Below are 19405 nucleotides of genomic sequence, written 5' to 3'. Positions count from 1 at the left end.
ACCGGGATGTTGTCAGTTCGCGGGCTGAATGCCTTTTATGGCAAAAGCCACGTTCTGCGCGGTGTCGAGCTGGAGGTCGGCGAAGGCGAAGTGGTGGCCCTTCTCGGGCGCAACGGTGTTGGCCGCTCGACCACCGTGAAGGCAATCATGGGCGAAGTCGCGCCAAAGGGAGACATCTGGTTCAAGGGCGAGAACATCTCGGGCCTCGCGAACCATGAAATCGCCCTGAAAGGTCTTGGGTATGTGCCGGAGAACCGGGATATCTTTCCGGGTCTGACCGTGCGCCAGAACCTTGTGCTCGGCATCAAGGACATGAAACGGCCGGGGCGCTGGGCGATCGAGGACATGCTGAGAATGTTCCCAAACCTTGCCGAGCGCGCAGACACGCCGGCCGGTGTCCTGTCGGGCGGGGAAAAGCAGATGCTGACGATTTGCCGGACACTCATGGGCGATCCGCAGCTGATCATGATCGACGAGCCAACGGAAGGCCTTGCGCCGCGGATCGTAGCCCAGGTCGGGGAGCTTCTGGCGGAAATCGCCCGGGCCGGGGTGTCGATCCTCCTGGTGGAGCAGAAACTCTCCATCGCGCTGAAAATTGCGTCCCGTGTCTATGTCATGGGACATGGTGAGATCGTTTATTCGGGAACGCCGCAGGAATTCCTGACCCGCGACGACATCCGCCGCGAGTGGCTGGAAGTGTAAGCGTCTCGGGTCTTTCCGCGTCGCCGTCCCGGTCGCCGAGGCGGGACCAAAAACGGCGAGCTGGGTTTGTTGGCGTCTACTACGCTCGCGTTGTCGGCGTTCAGCTTTCGGCTCGAATACAGCGGACAGATCCCGGATCAGGTCCGGGATGGTAGAGGGCAGCGGAGTAACTGAAGATCGCCGGGCCTGGTTCGGTGCCGTCCCGGCCTTGCGCCGGGATCACATGAGGGTCGGGGGATGCCGTACTACGTCTATATCCTCGCGAATAAACCACACGGAGCGATCTACATTGGTTCGGCGCGGGACTTGCGAAACAGATTGGAGCAGCACGCGGCGGGGATACCCGGTAGCCACACCCAAAAATACAACATTAAGACGCTCGTCTATTTTGAGGTCCACGATGAAGTCATTGATGCCGTGCATCAAGAGCGAAGGCTGAAACGTTGGCGGCGAGCTTGGAAGGAGGAGCTGATTGCCAAATCAAACCCAGACTGGAGAGATATCCGTGATCAAATCCCGTTCTAAGTGGGTTTGAAGCTGGTCCCGGATCAGGTCCGGGACAGCGCGAAGTGTATAAGTCTGGAGGGGGAAGCTAACCTACTTGCCGTCCCGGCCGCCGAGCCGGGACCAAGAGCAGCCGAAATGGGCCGGTCCCGGGGCGCCGCTTTGCTTTGTCCGGGACGGCAGAGGGCAGACAGAAAGTGATTGCTCGAACGCGTGACACTTAGCTTCTTAATTTCAATATAAAATATTGAATTCCACATATTGAAATTTCTTCCGGATATGTTTAGGACTTTGTTCACGTACTAATCACTTGGACTGGGAGGCCTTGTGGTGACACAAAGCGTCAATCTGACACTCGAAGACAACATTGCCGTCATTGAAATAGCGAACCCGCCGGTCAATGCGCTCTCGCATGCCGTCCGCTCCGGCCTTCAGGACGCGTTTCGGGACATTGCTGCGAATGACACGATCAAGGCTGCCGTGGTGTATGGCGCCGGACGGACGTTTGTCGCCGGAGCTGATATCCGCGAATTCGGTCAGCCACCGAAAGAGCCGTTTCTGCCGGAACTCATCAACGAAATCGAGGCCTGCACAAAGCCTGTGATTGCCGCCGTTCATGGCACGGTTTTGGGTGGCGGACTGGAGCTTGCCCTTGGTGCGCATTACCGGATTGCCGCGCCGAAGACCAAGCTCGGCCTACCGGAAGTCTCGCTCGGTCTTCTGCCGGGAGCCGGCGGGACACAGCGCCTGCCGCGCCTGGTGCCGGTCGCAAAAGCCATCGACATGATCACCTCCGGCAAGCCGGTGTCTGCCAACCAAGCGCTTGAGCTCGGTTTGATCGATCAGATCAGCGGCGAAGACGACATGCGCGCTGCCGGTCTCGCCTATGCGAAGACACTTGTTGAAGAGGGCGCCGGGCCGCGACCGGTCAGCGGCCTTGCCTGCAATGCGCCGGAAGACGGTTTGTTCGAAAAGGCCCGAGCCACGCTCGCCAAGAAGGCGCGCGGCCAGATCGCTCCGCAAAAATGCATTGATGCTATTGAAGGCGCCGTGAACCTGCCATTTGCCGAAGGCTTGGGACAGGAGCGGGCATTGTTCCGCGAGCTGATGGACTCAGATCAGCGCGCCGCGTTGATCCATGCGTTCTTCTCCGAGCGCCAGGTCGGCAAGTTACCGGAAATCCAGGGCGTCGAGCCGCGTACACTTGAAAATATCGGCATCATTGGTGGTGGCACCATGGGCTCCGGCATTGCGACCTCTGCGCTTTTGGCCGGCCGGACGGTCACGCTGATTGAGCGGGATGCAGACGCCGTTGCCAAGGCGGAAGCAACGGTCTCCAAGAACCTCGCCGGTGCGGTCAAGCGCGGCAAGCTCTCCCAGGAAAAGTTCGACGCCATCATGGCCGGACACTTCAAGGCGGGTTCCGACTACGAAGCGCTTGCCGAAGCCGATCTTGTGATTGAGGCCGTGTTCGAGAGCATGGACGTCAAAAAAGAGGTCTTTGGCAAGCTGGACAAGATCTGCAAGCCGGGTGCTGTTCTTGCTTCCAATACGTCTTATCTGGATGTCGACGAGATCGCTGAGATCACCAGCCGTCCGGCGGATGTCATCGGCCTGCATTTCTTCTCGCCTGCGCATGTCATGAGGCTTCTGGAAATCGTTGTCGGCGCTAAGACCGCACCGGATGTGATTGCGACCGGCTTTGCGCTGGCAAAGCGTCTTGGCAAAATCGGCGTGCGCGCCGGTGTTTGCGACGGCTTTATCGGCAACCGGATCCTCGCAACCTACCGAAAGGCCATTGATGGCGCGGTGCTTGCCGGTGCCAGCCCCTTCGATGTCGACCGGGCCTTGGTGGATTTCGGGTTGGCCATGGGGCCGTTTGCGGTCAGCGATCTGGCTGGCCTCGACATTGGTTACATGACACGCCAGCGTTTGGCGGCGACCCGGGACCCGCGCGAGGTCTATGCGGAGTTTTCCGACAAGCTCTGTGAAGATGGGCATCATGGGCGCAAGACCGGCCGCGGGTTTTACGACTATAGCGGTGACAAGCCGACGCCGAATGGCGATATCCTTGGATATATTTCCGAGGAACGTACAGCCAAGGGCATTGAAAGTCGGAGCTTGAGTGATCAGGAGATCATTGACCGCTACATGGCGGCGATGGTCAATGAAGCCGCGCTCGTTGTGGAGGAGGGCATTGCACAGCGTCCGCTCGATGTCGACGTCACCTTGCTCAACGGCTACGGTTTCCCGCGCTGGCGCGGCGGTCCGATGCAATATGCGGACACGGTCGGCGTCGACAAGATCTTGAACGATATCAAACGGTTTGCCGAAGAAGATGACTTCCTGTGGCAACCGGCCCCCCTGTTGGAAAAATTGGCAGCGGAAGGCAAGACCTTCGCCAGCCTGAACGCGTGAGGCCCCATTTCATGAAACAAGCAGTTATTGTCTCGACCGCCCGGACCGGGCTGGCGAAATCCTATCGGGGCGCGTTCAACGAAACCCACGGTGCGACCATGGCCGGTCATGCGATCCAGCACGCAGTGGAGCGGTCCAAGGTGGACCCGGCCATCATCGAAGATGCCTTCATCGGCTGCGGCTATCCGGAAGGCTGGACCGGCAGCAACATCGCACGCCAGTCCGTTCTGCGCGCCGGTTTGCCGGTCACCACAGCGGCCGTCACCATCAACCGGTTCTGCTCCTCCGGCCTTCAGGCCGTTGCGATGGCAGCCCATGCAATTTCCGTTGAAGGTGCCCCGGCTGCGATCGCCGGTGGTGTAGAAAGCATCAGCCAGATGCCGCCATCCCGCCCGCCTGCAGCGCGCGAGAAATGGCTCGATGAGCACAAGCCGGAAGTCTATCTGTCGATGATCGAGACCTCCGATATCGTCGCCAAGCGCTACAACATCAGCCGCGATGCCCAGGACGAACTGTCGCTGGTCAGCCAGCAGCGCACTGCCGCAGCTCAGGCTGCCGGAAAGCTCGACGATGAGATCGTGCCGATCACCGTGACCCAGGCCTTCAAAGACAGGGAAACCGGGGAAGTGACCCGCAAGGAAGTCACATTTTCCATGGACGATTGCAACCGTCCGAACACGACGCTCGAAGGCCTGGCCACGCTGGAGCCGGTGCGCGGTGAGGGCAATTTCACCACCGCCGGCAATGCCTCCCAGCTGTCAGATGGCGCTGCGGCGCTCGTCCTGATGGACGCTGATCTGGCTGAAAAACAGGGCCTTGAGCCGCTCGGCGCGCTGAAAGGCTTCGTCACGGCGGGCTGTGAGCCAGATGAAATGGGCATTGGCCCAGTTTACGCCGTGCCGCGCCTTTTAAAGCGCCACGGCTTGTCCGTCGACGACATCGACCTTTGGGAGCTGAACGAGGCATTTGCCTCCCAGGCACTGTATTGCCGGGAGCAGCTCGGCATCGATCCGGAGAAGTGCAACGTCAATGGCGGGTCCATCTCCATCGGCCACCCGTTCGGCATGACCGGCGCCCGCATGACCGGTCATTTGCTTTTGGAAGGTCGTCGCAGAGGCTCCAAGCTCGGCGTTGTCACCATGTGCATTGGCGGCGGACAGGGTGCTGCCGGCCTGTTCGAGATTTTCTAAGGGGGCTTTGATGGATCTGAGCTACACGCCTGAGGAAGAAGCGTTCCGCGTCGAAGTGCGGGCCTTTCTGAGTGAAAAACTGCCGCGCCAGCTCTCCGAAAAGGTGCGTCTCGGCAAACGGTTGACCAAGTCTGACATGGAAAGCTGGCATGCAATCCTGAATGCGCAGGGCTGGCTTGCTCCGAACTGGCCCAAGGAATACGGCGGCGCTGAATGGGATGCCGTTCAGCGGATGATTTTCGAAGAAGAAGCCTGTCTGGCGCATGCGCCGCGCATCGTGCCGTTCGGCCTTTCGATGCTGGCGCCGGTGCTGATGGCGTTCGGATCGGAAGAACAGCGCCAGCACTACCTGCCGCGTATCTTGAGCGGCGAAGACTGGTGGTGTCAGGGCTACTCTGAACCGGGCGCGGGATCAGACCTTGCCGCGCTCAAGACCAAGGCGGTCCGCGACGGCGACCATTATATTGTCAATGGCCAGAAAACCTGGACGACACTCGGCCAGCACGCCAACTGGATCTTCTGCCTGGTACGTACCGACGCGGACGCCAAGAAGCAGGAAGGCATTTCCTTCCTGTTGATCGACATGAACACGCCCGGCGTGACCGTGCGCCCGATCGTGCTGATCGACGGCGAGGCCGAGGTCAACGAGGTCTTCTTTGATGACGTCCGCGTGCCGGTCGAAAACCTCGTTGGCGAAGAAAACAAGGGCTGGACCTACGCCAAGTACCTGCTCACCCACGAGCGGACCAACATTGCAGGTGTCGGTTTTTCAAACGCTGCGCTGGCAACGCTAAAACATGTGGCTGCCAACACCCAGTCCGGCGGCAAACCACTCGATCAGAACCCATATTTCGCGGCGCGCATGGCGCAGGCCGAAATTGACCTGATGGCCATGGCAACGACCAATCTGCGGGTTGTCTCCGCTGCCGCCAAGGGGCAGGCACCCGGACCGGAAAGCTCGATGCTGAAGATCAAGGGCACGGTAATCCGCCAAGAGCTGTCCTCGCTCCTGCGCCGCGCAGCTGGCCCCGACGCCATGCCGTTCCTGCCCGATTATCTGGATGGCGGCGACAACGTCCCGGCCGAAGGCCCGGAACACGCTCCGGCGGCAGCGCCCAACTATTTCAACATGCGCAAGCTTTCGATCTTCGGAGGGTCCAATGAGATCCAGCGTACGATCATCACCAAAGCAATCCTGCAACTGTGAGGCATTGAGCAGATGGACTTTAATCTGACGGAAGAGCGCGGCTTGCTGCGCGACATGTTGCAGAAGTTTTTGGGCGAAAAATATGGCCACGAAGAGCGGCGCAAGCTGATCGCGTCCGGCAAGGCCTATGATGCCGATATTTATGCCGAGATGGCTGAGTTGGGTGTTCTTGGTGCGATGTTCTCTGAGGAGGATGGCGGCCTCGGCGGGGCCGGGTTCGACATTGCAGTTGTGTTTGAAGAGCTCGGCCGGGTCGGTGTCATCGAGCCGATCCTTGGCAACGCCGTTCTTGCCGGCAGCCTGATCGCGGACCTCGGATCGGACAGCCAGAAAAAGCTGATTGGCAGCGTCATTGCGGGAGAGATCCTCCTGGCGTTTGCCCATGCAGAACCGGCCTCACGGTACGACCTCAATCATGTCACCGCATCGGCGAAAACCGATGGCGGCCAGATCATGCTGAACGGCACGAAGGCGCATGTGCTGAACGGCGCGCAGGCCGGCATGCTTGTGGTGTCCGCCCGTGAGGCCGGAGCGGATTGGGACGAGACGGGCATTTCCCTTTTCCTCGTTCCGGGTGATGCTAAGGGTATGACCATCGTCGATCATCCGAATGTGGACGGCACATCGGCCGCGACCATTCGTCTTGAAAATGTGGTCTTGGACGAAGGCGCAAGGTTGGGTGCATCCGGTGAAGCTTTCGCGGCGATCGAGGCAGCTGTTGCCCGGGCAACCCTCGCGGTCAGTGCCGAGGCCCTCGGTGCAATGGAAGCGGCGAAGGCGCTCACCATCGATTACCTGAAGGAGCGCAAACAGTTCGGCATTGCGATTGGCAAGTTCCAGGCGCTGCAGCACCGCATGGCAGATGTTTTGATCGAGGTGGAGCAGGCACGTTCCGCAGTGATCAATCTGGCCGGTCATCTGGACGCGCCGCGCGCCCTGCGTGAACGGTATGTGAGTGCAACGAAGAACCTGATTGGCCGCGCGAGTGCCCTGGTGGGCGAGGAAGCTGTCCAGATGCATGGCGGCATCGGGATGACGGATGAATATGCCCTATCGCATTTCGTTCGCCGCATGGTGATGATCGATCATCTCTTCGGGGATGTTGACCATCATCTGGAACGTTTCATTTCCTTGAACGCGGCCTGATCCATGAGCGGGCTCTTTCGAAAAGAAGTGCATCCGGACCATCTGGTCCTGCGGAACACCAACACTGCCCGGCGCAATGCCCTGTCGCCGGAGTACTATGACGGTCTTCTGGACGGATTGGCGGAAGCAGCGAAAACGCCTGAGATTACGGCCGTGGTGCTGACCGGGGAGGGAGATTACTTCTGCTCCGGCGGCGATCTGAACCTATTGAAAGAACGCCGCAATATGACGCTCGAGGAGCGCAAGGCTGCAATTGGCAAGCTCCATGACCTGATCCGGGCGATCCGGACTTGTCCCAAGCCCGTCATCTGCGCGGTCGAGGGCGGCGCTGCCGGGGCCGGTCTGAGCATCGCGCTCGCCTGCGACATGGTTGTAAGCGCCAAAGGGGCGACGTTCACGCTCGCCTATGTGAAGGCCGGTTTGGTTCCTGATGGTGGTGTAACTCACGCGCTGATGAATGCCTTGCCGCGCGGCACGGTTTCCAAGATGGCCTTGCTGGGTACGCCGCTCACTGCAGAGCGCCTTTATGACTTGGGCGTCTTGACCGAGCTGGCGGATCCCGGAGGGGCACTGTCCGCGGCTCAAGCGCTGGCCGCAAAAATCGCAGCCGGTCCGGAGCAGGCCATGGCCGCCATCAAGGGGCTTTTGACCTCCGCAGAGACCGCGACGCTGGATGCACAACTCGATGCAGAACGAGATGCCATGGCGGAAGCTTTGGGGGGCGAGGAGGCCCGCCGGGGCATTGCGGCCATTTTGAACAAAACCCGTCCGGTGTTTTGCGACTGAGACGCGGGCGACAAACAAAACGGCTGACAAACGCTGCCCGAAGAGCGGCGACTTGGAGGAAACGCAATGCACAATCGCATTCATGATTTTCTGGATGATGCGGCCGCAAAACGGGGCGATACCGTTGCCATTCACGACTATGCCGACCGGGCATTTACCTGGACCGAGCTGAAGGCGGCAGCGGGCGAGGCCGAAGACCTTTTGCGCTCATTCGGCCTGAAGGCCGGTGATCGCCTGGTGATGGTTTTCGAAAACTGCGTCTCGGTTTCGGCGTTCTTTTATGCCGCCAGCCGTATGGACGCCATCATAGTGCCGATCAACGCGCGCCTCACCGAAGCTGAGCTGGAGCGGATTTTTTCGCACAGTGATCCGAGCGTTGTCATGTTCAGCACGGACGTGTCCGAGGCAGCCAATACCCATGCAGATCACTTCGGCGCGGAGAAAGTGACCGGCAGTTTCGGCGAAGCAGCGCTGATGCGGCGCGAGGGGGCAGACGTGGAACCGGTCTTTGCAGACGGCCGGGAGCAGGTGGCCCTGATGCTCTACACCTCCGGGACGACCGGAACCCCGAAGGCCGCCATGCTGACCCACGGGAATTTGAACAGCGCGGCGCTCGCATCGGTAAAACTTCGCAGCCGCCGTGACAACGACGTGACTTATCTGGCGCTGCCCTTGTCACACATTTACGGCTTTGTGGCTCTGCTGTCGGCAGCTGTCGCGCAAACCACGTTGCGGCTTGAGCCAAGATTCGATGTGGCCCGGCTCTATGAGGCCTTGCAGACCGATGTCACGCTGTTGCCCGGTGTACCGCAAATGCATGCCCACCTGTTTCACTACGCCCGGGCCCACAACAAGGCGAAATACGATGCCGGCCACCTGAGATTTGTGTCGTCCGGCGGAGCCCCGCTCGATCCAGCCTGGAAACGGGAAGCCGAAGCCTTTTACGGACTTCCGCTTCAAAACGGCTACGGCCTGACGGAAGGCGCCGCTGGTGTCTGTGCAACCCTCAACGAGATCGGCGACCCAGATATCAGTGTGGGCCGGGCGATGGGCGAGTGCGTTCTTCGGCTGGATCTGGAGGCCTTGGGAGCAGAGCCGGATAAGGGGATTGGCGAGATCCTTCTTGGTGGCCCGCAAGTCATGAAGGGGTATTTCCGGGATCCGGAACGGACGGCGGAGGTCATGACGGCCGACGGTTTCTTCAAAACAGGCGATCTTGGCCGGTTCGACGCCGAAGGCCGCCTGCACATTGCTGGCCGGTCCAAGGAGCTGATCATTCGCTCCGGCTTTAACGTTTATCCGGTGGAGGTCGAGGGGATCTTGACCGACCATCCGGAGGTGATCGTTGCCGGTGTCGTCGGGCGTCCGGTGAAAGGCAATGAAGAGGTTCTGGCGTTTGTGAAGGTCGCCAAAGGCAGCCACGTGACCGAGGAGGACCTGAAAGCGTTCCTGCACGACCGGCTTGCGCCTTACAAGCGGCCGAGCAGGATCGTGATCGCCCATGAATTGCCGGCCGCGCCCACCGGAAAAATCCTGAAATCCAAACTGATCGAGACCTTCGCGAACGACCTGGCTGAACCTGCATAAAACGTAGGCCACACAAAGGGTTGATCGAAGAAGACTGTCACAGAAACCAGCCTGTTTGCCGGGTTTTACCGGTCCGGCGAACGGCAAGTTTGAGGGAATGCACTTTATTCTTTCAAATGAAAAATAATTCCATATAGTGGAATAATCTAAGGTCGATGGAGGATGAGACCCTATGAAAGTTTTGAAGTCTTTGCTCGCAGGAGCGGTCCTTGCCACAGGACTGAGCGCGTCCGCAGCCGTTGCGGAAACCACGATTTTTTATGGCCACGCAGGCCCTGCACGCGGCACCATCCCAACGGCACTGGAGTGGTTCAACAACCGGATCGGTGAACTGTCCGGCGGTGACATGAAACTGGACATTCAGTTCGGTGGCGCCCTGTTCAAGGCGAACGCATCGGCCAATGCCATCGGTTTTGGCGTTGCTGATGCCGGATCGATTATCTCGGCCTATTTCCAGAAAGAAATGGCTGCCTACTCCATCGCTGATCTGCCGATCAGCGGCCCGAATGTCTGGGTTGGCCTGAAGGCCACAGACAAACTGATGCGCAACACGCCGGAAATCACCAAACATTTGGCCGATAAAAACTTGGTCTACATCGGGACCTTTACCGCATCAGATGTCAACGTGGCCTGCACGGGCGGTGAAATCGCTTCGGTGAAGGATATCGCGGACAAGCGGATCCGCGGCGCCGGTGTCTACGGCAAGGTGTTCGGCCAGATGGGGGCCACCATGGTCAATCTCAGTGTCTATGAGGCTTATCAGGCGCTGAACAATGGCCTGATCGACTGCAGTCAGGGCTACACCTACATCATCCCGGCTCTGAAGTGGCACGAAGTGATCGACAGCTTCACGGTCCTGAACTGGGGTCAGATCGGCGGCTTCGGCATGTTCATGAACAAGCAGTCGTTCGATGCACTGAGTGAAGAGCAGCAATCGATCATGTTGCAGACCGGTGAAGAACTGGCGGACGAGTTCGCCCAGATCGTCATGAGCCGGAATGCCAAGGCGCTTGAAGCCATGAAAGCCGGCGAATTCGAGCGGGATATCAAGGTGCTTGAGCTGAGCGTTGAGGACCGTGCTGCCATGAACGCAGCGACGCAGCCGTTCATTGAGGAGTGGAAGGAAAACGCAAACAGCGTTGGGTTTGATGCTGACAAATTGATGGCGGCTTACACCGAGGCCGTTGCCGACTACACCAAGGAGTTCGAAGAGAAGGGATATCCTTGGGAGCGCAACTGATCGCGCAGACAAACAGCCGGGGCGCTCGCCGCCCCGGTTTCTTCAGCGGGGAGGGAACCTGATGCTTGATCGGTTGGAGCGGATTTTTGTAGATGTGGCCGTGACCGCGACCATTCTGCTTGCAGTGCTGATATTTGCAGATGTTGTTGCATTGAACGTCTTCAATGCGTCTGTGCCGGACACGATCATCATTGTCCGCGAACTCATGGTTCTGGCAATCGTCATGCCCTTGGCCGCAGCAACGGCCCGCCGGTCTCACATTGCCGTGGAATTCGTGACCAATTTCCTGCCCGATCGGGTCGTGAACTGGTTTGTCGTCTTTGGCGCAGCCTTCGGTGCGGTCGCGCTGATCCCACTGATCTGGTCTGCAGCCCACGAATTTATCTATCAGTGGCAAACGGGCAATGCGTTTTACGGTGATCTTGGTCTGCCGCAGTGGCCAGGCCGCTTGGCGTTCGTTCTGGGGCTCGTTCTCTGCTGGATCCGGTTGGTGCTGATGCTGATCGGCGATGCGGTTTCGGCAATCCGTGGGCGCGTGATTATCACCGGCACCCACTAAGCCAGCTTCAATTTTCAGTCTGACACTCAATACTTTCAGGGAATGTCTTTATGGATCCGGCAACCATTGGCTTGATTGCGTTTGCCTTCATGCTCATCCTGCTGGCGATGCGCGTGCCGATCGCTTTTGCTCTGATCGGCGTTGCAACGGCCGCTGCCTTTATGATCTTCGCTCTGCGCACGGGCACCTTCATGCCGGAGCGGGCGTTCCGGGCAACGTCGGCGATGGTGTTTTCCAATTCGTTCGACCTGATCCATTCTTTCGATCTGTCGATGATCCCGCTGTTCGTGGCCTTGGGCAACATCGCCTACAAGGCGGGGATCACGACGGCTGTCTACAATTCTGCGCGCGTCTGGCTGGTGCAACTGCGCGGCGGGGTCGCCATGGCGTCCGTGATCGGTTGTGGCGGCTTTTCCGCAATCAGCGGGTCCTCTGTTGCCTGTGCCTCGACCATGGGCAAGATCTGTACGCCTGAGATGTTGCGGCTCGGCTACGATCCGAAGCTTGCCACGTCAAGCGTCGCAGCGGGCGGCACCCTCGGGTCTTTGATCCCGCCGAGCGTTCTATTCATCATCTACGCAATCTTCACTGAAACCTCGGTCAGCAAGTTGTTTGTCGCCGGTGTTCTTCCCGGAATTCTTACCCTTCTCGGCTTTCTTTTGGTGATTGCCGTCTGGATTGCCATGGATCCGAAGGTGGCTCCGGCGAAGGAGGCACCGGCAAGCCGGGAAGAGAAAATTCAGGCCGCCAAGGAAGCGTGGCCGGCGGCGCTTATCTTTCTGATCATTGTTGTCGGGATCTACGGCGGTTTCTTTACCGCAACCGCCGCTGCAGCGGTCAGCGTGGTGGTCACGACCGCCATCGGCTTCATGCAACGCCGGTTGAGCCTGCCAGATCTGTGGCATGCGGTGCGCGATACCGTCATTCAGACATCTTCGCTGTTCATCGTTGCTGCAGCGGCAAAGATCTTTGTTTCGGCCATTGCGCTCACCGGCATTGCCCCGGCTCTGGTTCAGGCCGTGTCTGAGGCGCAACTCAGCCCGGCCATGCTGCTCTTCTGCATCTGCCTGGTCTACATCCTTCTCGGCATGTTCCTTGATCCGATCGGCATCATGGTGCTGACCCTGCCGCTGATGATCCCGCTGGTTGAAGCAAACGGCATGGATCTTATCTGGTTCGGCGTTGTCGTGGTCAAACTGCTGGAGATCGGCTTGATCACACCTCCGGTCGGCTTGAACGTTTTTGTTTTGGCCAACGTAGTTGGCAAGGAAGCGCCGGTTGGGACGATATTTGCAGGCATATGGCGCTTCCTGGCTGTGGACCTGGTCGTGCTTGCGCTGATCGTCAGTTTCCCAGCCATTTCACTCTTCCTGTCAGAAGCTGTGAAGTAACGTGGAGTTTCAGGATCTGGGCTATGCAAAGGCCAAGAGGTATTGGATAGATACAAAGTGGGACATCAATAAAGCGACAAAATATGCCCGATCTTAAGGATGACAAACGCTACGCGAATACTCTGGCCCGCGGTCTGAGCGTGCTCAGAGTTTTCCGGCCCACGGACAATGGGCTCGGGAACCTTGAGATATCCGAGCGAACCGGTTTGCCGCGTTCGACCGTGTCGCGCTTGACCTTCACCTTGTGCGCTTTGGGCTACCTCACGCATGGCCGTCATCATGACAAATACCGCCTCGGCCCATCGGCGCTGGCGCTTGGCAACATTGCGGCGGCCGCCTTCGGGTTTATCGAAACAGCAACGCCGATCATGCAGAAGCTCGCCAACGATACCAAAACCCTGATCGGCGTTGCCATTCAGGACGATGGCGAAATGCTGATGGTCAAAACCTGGCGGCCGGAAAACTCCGCAACGATCTGGCTGAATGTCGGCTATCGGATGCCGGTTCTGAAGTCGTCAACAGGGGCCGCCTATCTGGGAGCTCTGACAGATGAGGAGCGGCGCAAGCTGATGACACTCTTGCCGGGGGATCAGGCCGCCGAATGCCGGTCCCTGTCCGTGAAGTCCCAGGACCAGCTGCTGGCAAACGGATACATGTACTTGACCGGGGACGACCGGTTCTCCAACTCGATCAACGCCCTGGCGACGCCTTACCGTCCGTCAGAATTCAGCGAGCCGGTTACCTTCTTGAGCGGCGCCGCCGCCGACGTTCTCACCGTTGCGAGAATGAAAGAAAGTGTCGGGCCGAAACTCGCCGGCGCCGTTGAAGAGCTGCGCAGGATTACAGGCCAGAATTACTCGGTATTGCTGCCGGTCTAGCAGCCGCGTCCCCTGCCGGAGCAGGGGAGCCAGTTTTGGGGTGTGTCGCTTTATTCTGCGACTGGAGCAAAAAGATCTGCGTAGGTGTCCCGCAGGATGTTCTTTTGAACCTTGCCCATGGTGTTGCGCGGCAGAGTGTCGACAACGATGAGCTTGCGCGGGTGCTTAAAGCGGGCAAGGCCGTCGCTCACGGCTGCCTGAATGGCATCAAGGTCGGGATTTGCTCCGGCCTCCGGGACAATCAGACCCACGACGGTCTCACCAAAATCGGCATGCGGCACACCGATAACGGCACTTTCCAGAACACCCGGTTGTTCATCGAGGATCAACTCGATTTCCTTCGGATAAATGTTGTAGCCGCCGGAAATGATGAGATCCTTGTTCCGGCCAACGATGTGGACGTAGCCATCGGCGTCGATCTTGCCGAGATCGCCGGTTATGAAGAACCCGTCTTCCCGGAGTTCTGCGGCGGTCTTCTCCGGCATTTGCCAATAGCCCTTGAACACGTTTGCTCCCCGAACCTCGATCTGACCGACCTCACCATCCGGCAGGGTTGCGCCGCTCTCCGGGTTGGTGATCTTGAGATCAACACCGGGCAGGGGAAACCCTACGGTTCCCGCACGGCGCTCTCCGTCGTAGGGGTTTGACGTGTTCATGTTGGTTTCGGTCATGCCATAGCGTTCCAGGATCCGGTGCCCGGTGCGCTCTTCAAACCGCACATGGGTCTCAGCCAGTAGTGGCGCGCTTCCGGAGATGAACAGGCGGATGTGGCTGGTCAGGTCCTTGGTGAACCGCTCATCGTCCAATAGCCGGGTGTAGAACGTCGGCACTCCCATCATGGAGGTCGCCTTCGGCAGGTTTGCGATCATGGCGTCCAGATCGAACTTCGGCAGGAAGATCATGGAACCACCGGCTGCGAGCATCACATTGGTCGCAACGAACAGACCATGGGTGTGGAAGATCGGCAGGGCGTGCAGGAGCACATCCGTCTCGGTGAACTTCCAGTAGTCCGTCAGCGTTTTTGCGTTCGAAAGGAGGTTCGCCTGGGTCAGCATCGCGCCTTTCGACCGTCCAGTCGTCCCCGAAGTGTAGAGAAAGGCTGCCAGGTCATCGGCGGACCGGTCGACAACATCGAAGGTGGCCGGTTTGGTTTTTGCAGTCTCGGTCAAAGACCCGGAGCCATCGGCATTCAGCGTAGCAAGTCTGGCTCCAAGGCCAGTTGCGATCGGCGTGAGCGCGGCTTCGCTGCGCGCATCGCAGACCACAAGCGTGGCGCCGCTGTTCTCGATGAAATAGGTCAGCTCATCGACGGTATAGGCCGTGTTGAGCGGCAGGAAGATCACACCGGCCTGCGCGCAGGCCGCATAGAGAGCAAGTGCCTCGGGTGACTTTTCAATCTGGGCTGCGAGCCGGTCACCCGGTTTCAATCCGAACTCCGTCAAGGCATGGGCGATCTGCGCCGCTTGTCCCAGGAAATCGGCGTGGGTGAGGGTGGCCCCGCTTGCCAGATGCAAAAAAGGTGTCGTCTTGCCGGCGTGTTTGCCGAACAGCTGATCAAAGAGCGGGTTGGCCATCGGTCGGGCTCCTGTTGAGTGTTTTTTCAGCGGCCGCGCTGAGCGACTTGATATCCGAAGAGGCCGCAATTTCATGGGAGGTGGCGAAGCGCTCGTGGTTTTGCGAGACCTTCGACAGATTGTAAAGGTAGTTGACCATCACGCCGGCGGATTGCTGTTGACCCTTTTCAGAAAGGTCGGCGTCCGCGTGAACTTGATAGACCTGCGCGCCGTTGCCGAGATGGAAGCGGGCCACTGGATCAAGCGGCAATCCGTTCCGTCGTTTCGCTGCAATCAGATAATGGGCCGCAAGTGCCTTGAGCTGCTTTGGGTCGTCGGGAAGCGGGCCTAGATCGTTTTTCTCGATCCAGTTGCGGAAACCTGGAATTGGCGACAGGGTTACAAAGGTTTTGAGGCCCGGCAGCTCCAGGGAAAGATCTGCAGCAACCTGTTTGATCAGAGAATTGCCGAAGGATATTCCCGCTAGCCCCTTCTGGCAGTTCGAGATGGAATAAAAGACCGCCGTGTTCGCGTCTTCTGCCTCAATATGCTCCCGTTCCTCGCTCAAGAGCGCCTGGATGGATGAGGGAACACCTTTGGTGAGGGCGACTTCCACGAAGATTAGCGGTTCATCCGGCATTGTGGGGTGGAAGAAGGCGAAGCAGCGCCGGTCGGCGGGCTGCAGGCGCCGTCTCAGGTCATCCCAGCTGTCGATGGCGTGCACCGCTTCATATTCAATGATCTTTTCAAGGATATTGGCCGGGCTTTCCCAGTTGATCGGTCTGAGCACGAGAAACCCTCTGTTGAACCAGCTCGCAAACAGATGCCCGAAGTCGACATTGAGCGCCTGTAGGGCGTCGTCCTCCTTGCTGAAGCGCAGGAGATCGGCGCGCATGGCAACAAGGGATCGGGTGGCGTCCGGCACCTGGTTGAGCCGGCGGATCAGCTCTTGCCGGCGTGGTTCGGCAGCGCGGACCAGGGTTTCGTAGCTGGTTTTCGTTTGCCCCTTTTCATAGGTCTCAAGTGCCGCGCGAAGGTCTTGAGGTGAGACCGCCATGTCTTCGGCCAAGTGCCGGAAAAAGGACAGTTTTTCGTCTTCCTCCGCAGTTTCATACCGGTCGAGGATGATCCGGGCGATGGTGCTGCCCGAAACCTCGCCCGACGCACCCAAAAGCGCGGAAGTAAGTTCCTCCATGGGCCGGTTGTCGGAGCTTCCGGGAAGAAAGGTCCGGTACCGGCGGTCAAAGATTGAAGACAGCAGATCGGCCAAAAGGGTCATCGTGTTGGTCCCATCACAGCATCCGGCAACCACGTTGCCAGTCCCGGGAAGATGCATAACAGGATGATTGCGACGACCATACATCCCACAAAGGGCAAGGACCCCTTAAGGATGGTCTTCAGCGAGATATCCGGTGCAATGCCATTGATGACGTACAAGTTGAGGCCGACTGGTGGCGATATCAAGCCGATCTCCATGTTGATCGTCAGGACAACGGCAAACCAGATCGGATCAAATCCGGCCGTTGTGATGATCGGCAACAGGATAGGTGCTGCCATCAGGATCACGGCAACCGGTGGCAGGAAGAAACCGGCAATCAGCAGGAAGATGTTGACGGCGCCCATCAGCACCCAGCGGTTCACATCCAGAGTGCCGATCCATTCGGCAATTGCCTGCGTGATGAACAACGAGGACAGCATGTAGGAAAACACGCCGGCAGCAGCGATGATGAACAAGATCATCACGCTTTCCTTGGTGCTGTCGCGCAGGACAACCCAAAGATCTCCCGGGTTCCAGAGTTTGTAGATCACCATAGCGATGATCAGACACATCAGCGCGCCGACAGCGGCCGTTTCCGACGGTGTCGCGATACCGCCATACATGGCGTAAAGCACGCCGACGATGATCGCGAGGAAGGGCAGGACCCGAGGCAGGATCTCAAAACGCTGTTTCCAGGTATAGCTGCCGGCACTCAAGACTGAGGCATCCCCGGAGCGCCACGTCGAATAGAGCGACCATGCCATGAAGAGGCCGACCAGCAGAAGACCTGGAATGACACCGGCAAGGAACAGTCGTCCAATCGAGGTTTCGGTCGCAATGCCGTAAACGATCATCGTAACCGATGGCGGGATCAGGATGCCGAGTGTTCCGCCAGCTGCGATCGAGCCGGCTGCAACGCCGTCCGGATAGCCGCGCTTGCGCATTTCCGGAATGCCCATCTTGCCAATTGCCGCACACGTTGCCGGGCTGGACCCGGACATGGCAGCAAACAGCGCGCAAGCGCCAAGATTGGAGACGACCAGCCCGCCGGGAACGCGTGTGAGCCAACGTTCCAACGCTTCATAAAGGTCGGCACCAGCGCGCGTGGACGCGATTGAAGCGCCCATAATGATAAACATCGGGATCGAGAGGAGCGCGAAGTTGTCGAGTTTGCCGAACAGGATTTCCGGCATCAGTTCCAAGGATCGCATGCCATCGAAGATGATGAGGAACCCGGCTGAGACAATCAGAAGCCCCAGCGCGACCGAGACACCGGAAAACAGGACGAAGATAGTGAAGAAGGCGACCAATGCACCAAGGAGAAGCGGGTCCATTATGCGTCCTCCAGGCCAAACGGGCGATCAACCCGTGTGATGACGGCGACCAGATCGGCAATCAGCTGCAAGAGAAGCAGGCCAAACCCAACGGGCAGGGAGAGGTACGGGATCCAAAGCCGGACGCCCCACACCGTGTCCGAGCGCCAGCCGCGGTCCCAGGCAAAGTGCCAGTATTCAAAGCCATAAAACAGCATGATCCCGACAATCAGGATCGACAACGAGAGGGTAATCAACGCGAGGAAAAAGCGAGCCCGTGGCGGCAGGGATAGCGGCACCAGATCCACATTGACGTGGCCGCGCAACCGCTGGACATAAGGCAAGCCGACAAGCGTCGCGGCAATCACCAGATAGATGACCGCTTCCGTCTGCCAGACCGTCGATCCGTTCAACACGAACCGGACAAAGATCATCTGGCATGTGATCGCAACGGCGGCGACAATCATGGCTGCCGAGCACCAGCCTGCAACGGTCGAAATGGCCGCGACAGCGCGCAAAAAGGGGTTGTTACCGGCACGCGCAACGGCTGCCGAGCTGTGACCCGCCATGGGGAACTCCCGAAAAAAGAAAAAGGGTAGCGAGAGGCGGGGCGGCGTGACACCGCCCCGGTCAAAGACTTATTGAACTGACAGTGCCATATCCAGGAGCTCCTGGCCGCCCGGGGTTTGCTCGATGAAGGCCTTGTAGGAGGTCTCTTGCGCAAGGGCCCGCCAGGCGTCGAACTCCTCCTGGCTCATTTGCGCGATCTCGACGCCATTTTCTGCAAAAATATCGGCAGACGCCGCATCCTGCTTCTTGGCTTCCTCCAGATAGAACGCCTCAGCCTTGGCGGCACCTGCCTGCAGCGCGGCTTTTTGGGCATCGTTCAGGCCGTCATAGGTGGATTTGTTCATCAAGAGCGGCTGATACATGAACCAAAGGGCAAAGTCGCTGGCCGGTGTGTAGCACTTGACCTGCTCATAGATCCGATAGCTGACGAAGGATGAGGACGACGTGTTCGCAGCCGTCAGAACGCCGGTCTGCATCGCGTTATAGATTTCTGACGACGCCATGGAGGCAATGGAGGCACCGGCCCCCGCGAGCATTTGCTCAAATGCCTTACCGGCTGCACGGGTCTGTTGCCCCTTTACGTGTTCCGGGGCGGTGATGCATTTGTCTTTGCCGACAAAGCCGCCAGCGAGGTAGCCGTGAACCAGAACCATCACGTCGTCACCTGCCATGATCTCTTCGATCTTGCCCATGAACGGGCTTTCGTTGAGACGGGCTGCGTGATCGTGGTTCTTCACCAGACCCGGCATCAGGGTGAGGTTGTAAGCAGGCTGCTGACCGCCGGCATAGCTCAGCGGAAACACGGTCATATCGAGCTGGCCGCGGCTGAGCGGCTTGTACTGTTCGCGCGGTTTGAACAGGGACTTTGACGGGAAGATCTTGATCTCAAGATCCACGTCGGCAGCGGCGACTTCATTGGCAACGATTTCTGCCACCTTGTGGCGCACATCGCTGGTGGACCACTGGTGCGACAGGCGCAGTTCCGTGGCATTGGCGGCAAAAGCAGAACCGAGCAGCGCGGCAGCTGCAACGGCAGATGTCAGTTTCATGGTCATTGTTGTTCCTCCCAAAGAGCGTGTGACGTTTGGTCAAGCTCGAGAGGC

The 19405-nt window shown here is 58.9% G+C and carries 17 protein-coding genes; 12 read left to right on the top strand and 5 right to left on the bottom strand.

Going from position 1 to position 19405, the window contains the following annotated elements; translation table 11 throughout:
* The first annotated feature begins 6 nt into the window (after nt 1–6).
* From ACQY4Z_RS03615 to ACQY4Z_RS03560, 12 genes are all read left to right on the top strand, one after another.
* Nucleotides 7–702, top strand: coding sequence for an ABC transporter ATP-binding protein (locus tag ACQY4Z_RS03615; protein ID WP_428529701.1), 696 nt, complete (start codon nt 7–9; stop codon nt 700–702).
* Between the two features lie 237 nt (nt 703–939).
* Nucleotides 940–1227 carry a GIY-YIG nuclease family protein gene (locus tag ACQY4Z_RS03610; RefSeq protein WP_428526741.1) on the top strand — a complete coding sequence of 96 codons (288 nt, stop codon included), beginning with the start codon at nt 940–942 and terminating at the stop codon, nt 1225–1227.
* A gap of 309 nt (nt 1228–1536) precedes the next feature.
* Nucleotides 1537–3624, top strand: coding sequence for a 3-hydroxyacyl-CoA dehydrogenase NAD-binding domain-containing protein (locus tag ACQY4Z_RS03605; protein ID WP_428526739.1), 2088 nt, complete (start codon nt 1537–1539; stop codon nt 3622–3624).
* An 11-nt stretch (nt 3625–3635) separates the two neighbouring features.
* Nucleotides 3636–4814 (top strand): acetyl-CoA C-acyltransferase, encoded by a 1179-nt coding sequence (locus tag ACQY4Z_RS03600; protein ID WP_428526737.1) that lies wholly within the window; start codon nt 3636–3638, stop codon nt 4812–4814.
* A 10-nt stretch (nt 4815–4824) separates the two neighbouring features.
* Nucleotides 4825–6021 carry an acyl-CoA dehydrogenase family protein gene (locus ACQY4Z_RS03595; protein WP_428526735.1) on the top strand — a complete coding sequence of 399 codons (1197 nt, stop codon included), beginning with the start codon at nt 4825–4827 and terminating at the stop codon, nt 6019–6021.
* Nucleotides 6022–6033: 12 nt separating this feature from the next.
* Nucleotides 6034–7167 (top strand): acyl-CoA dehydrogenase family protein, encoded by a 1134-nt coding sequence (locus ACQY4Z_RS03590; RefSeq protein ID WP_428526733.1) that lies wholly within the window; start codon nt 6034–6036, stop codon nt 7165–7167.
* A gap of 3 nt (nt 7168–7170) precedes the next feature.
* Complete coding sequence (locus ACQY4Z_RS03585) at nt 7171–7953, top strand: oxepin-CoA hydrolase, alternative type (RefSeq protein WP_428526731.1); 783 nt, start codon at nt 7171–7173, stop codon at nt 7951–7953.
* A 66-nt stretch (nt 7954–8019) separates the two neighbouring features.
* On the top strand, nt 8020–9540 hold the full coding sequence (locus ACQY4Z_RS03580; protein WP_428526729.1) for a class I adenylate-forming enzyme family protein: 1521 nt from the start codon (nt 8020–8022) through the stop codon (nt 9538–9540).
* A gap of 172 nt (nt 9541–9712) precedes the next feature.
* Complete coding sequence (locus ACQY4Z_RS03575; RefSeq protein WP_428526727.1) at nt 9713–10780, top strand: C4-dicarboxylate TRAP transporter substrate-binding protein; 1068 nt, start codon at nt 9713–9715, stop codon at nt 10778–10780.
* 61 nt (nt 10781–10841) lie between these two features.
* Nucleotides 10842–11339: a TRAP transporter small permease gene (locus ACQY4Z_RS03570; protein WP_133950783.1), complete on the top strand. Its 498-nt coding sequence runs from the start codon at nt 10842–10844 to the stop codon at nt 11337–11339.
* Between the two features lie 50 nt (nt 11340–11389).
* On the top strand, nt 11390–12730 hold the full coding sequence (locus ACQY4Z_RS03565) for a TRAP transporter large permease (RefSeq protein ID WP_133950781.1): 1341 nt from the start codon (nt 11390–11392) through the stop codon (nt 12728–12730).
* Nucleotides 12731–12813: 83 nt separating this feature from the next.
* Nucleotides 12814–13608 carry an IclR family transcriptional regulator gene (locus ACQY4Z_RS03560; protein ID WP_428526724.1) on the top strand — a complete coding sequence of 265 codons (795 nt, stop codon included), beginning with the start codon at nt 12814–12816 and terminating at the stop codon, nt 13606–13608.
* 50 nt (nt 13609–13658) lie between these two features.
* Here the strand turns inward: ACQY4Z_RS03560 and ACQY4Z_RS03555 are convergent, their stop codons facing one another.
* From ACQY4Z_RS03555 to dctP, 5 genes are all read right to left on the bottom strand, one after another.
* Entirely contained in the window at nt 13659–15182 is a 1524-nt protein-coding gene (locus tag ACQY4Z_RS03555) for a malonate--CoA ligase (RefSeq protein WP_428526722.1), read from the bottom strand.
* Nucleotides 15163–16440 (bottom strand): malonyl-CoA decarboxylase, encoded by a 1278-nt coding sequence (locus ACQY4Z_RS03550; protein ID WP_428526720.1) that lies wholly within the window; start codon nt 16438–16440, stop codon nt 15163–15165. Before ACQY4Z_RS03550 ends, ACQY4Z_RS03555 begins: the two co-directional genes overlap by 20 nt.
* Nucleotides 16437–17753, bottom strand: a complete 1317-nt coding sequence (locus ACQY4Z_RS03545) for a TRAP transporter large permease (protein WP_133950773.1) — start codon at nt 17751–17753, stop codon at nt 16437–16439. Before ACQY4Z_RS03545 ends, ACQY4Z_RS03550 begins: the two co-directional genes overlap by 4 nt.
* Nucleotides 17753–18301, bottom strand: coding sequence for a TRAP transporter small permease (locus tag ACQY4Z_RS03540; protein ID WP_133950771.1), 549 nt, complete (start codon nt 18299–18301; stop codon nt 17753–17755). The genes ACQY4Z_RS03545 and ACQY4Z_RS03540 overlap by 1 nt, the downstream gene beginning before the upstream one ends.
* Before the next feature lie 69 nt (nt 18302–18370).
* A complete protein-coding gene (gene dctP, locus ACQY4Z_RS03535; protein WP_208326742.1) occupies nt 18371–19357 on the bottom strand; it encodes a TRAP transporter substrate-binding protein DctP in 987 nt (328 codons plus the stop codon).
* Nucleotides 19358–19405 lie beyond the last annotated feature (48 nt).

The organism is Roseibium sp. (genome assembly GCF_965276855.1).
Taxonomy (GTDB): domain Bacteria; phylum Pseudomonadota; class Alphaproteobacteria; order Rhizobiales; family Stappiaceae; genus Roseibium.
The sequence above is the reverse complement of the archived record's forward strand: the minus strand, read 5'-3'. Positions and strand labels throughout refer to the sequence as shown.

Coding starts and splice junctions, on each gene's coding strand:
- ACQY4Z_RS03615 (WP_428529701.1), top strand. CDS start 7: ATGTTGTCAGTTCGCGGGCTGAATGCCTTTTATGGCAAAAGCCACGTT.
- ACQY4Z_RS03610 (WP_428526741.1), top strand. CDS start 940: ATGCCGTACTACGTCTATATCCTCGCGAATAAACCACACGGAGCGATC.
- ACQY4Z_RS03600 (WP_428526737.1), top strand. CDS start 3,636: ATGAAACAAGCAGTTATTGTCTCGACCGCCCGGACCGGGCTGGCGAAA.
- ACQY4Z_RS03595 (WP_428526735.1), top strand. CDS start 4,825: ATGGATCTGAGCTACACGCCTGAGGAAGAAGCGTTCCGCGTCGAAGTG.
- ACQY4Z_RS03590 (WP_428526733.1), top strand. CDS start 6,034: ATGGACTTTAATCTGACGGAAGAGCGCGGCTTGCTGCGCGACATGTTG.
- ACQY4Z_RS03585 (WP_428526731.1), top strand. CDS start 7,171: ATGAGCGGGCTCTTTCGAAAAGAAGTGCATCCGGACCATCTGGTCCTG.
- ACQY4Z_RS03580 (WP_428526729.1), top strand. CDS start 8,020: ATGCACAATCGCATTCATGATTTTCTGGATGATGCGGCCGCAAAACGG.
- ACQY4Z_RS03575 (WP_428526727.1), top strand. CDS start 9,713: ATGAAAGTTTTGAAGTCTTTGCTCGCAGGAGCGGTCCTTGCCACAGGA.
- ACQY4Z_RS03570 (WP_133950783.1), top strand. CDS start 10,842: ATGCTTGATCGGTTGGAGCGGATTTTTGTAGATGTGGCCGTGACCGCG.
- ACQY4Z_RS03565 (WP_133950781.1), top strand. CDS start 11,390: ATGGATCCGGCAACCATTGGCTTGATTGCGTTTGCCTTCATGCTCATC.
- ACQY4Z_RS03560 (WP_428526724.1), top strand. CDS start 12,814: ATGCCCGATCTTAAGGATGACAAACGCTACGCGAATACTCTGGCCCGC.
- ACQY4Z_RS03555 (WP_428526722.1), bottom strand. CDS start 15,182: ATGGCCAACCCGCTCTTTGATCAGCTGTTCGGCAAACACGCCGGCAAG.
- ACQY4Z_RS03550 (WP_428526720.1), bottom strand. CDS start 16,440: ATGACCCTTTTGGCCGATCTGCTGTCTTCAATCTTTGACCGCCGGTAC.
- ACQY4Z_RS03545 (WP_133950773.1), bottom strand. CDS start 17,753: ATGGACCCGCTTCTCCTTGGTGCATTGGTCGCCTTCTTCACTATCTTC.
- ACQY4Z_RS03540 (WP_133950771.1), bottom strand. CDS start 18,301: ATGGCGGGTCACAGCTCGGCAGCCGTTGCGCGTGCCGGTAACAACCCC.
- dctP (WP_208326742.1), bottom strand. CDS start 19,357: ATGACCATGAAACTGACATCTGCCGTTGCAGCTGCCGCGCTGCTCGGT.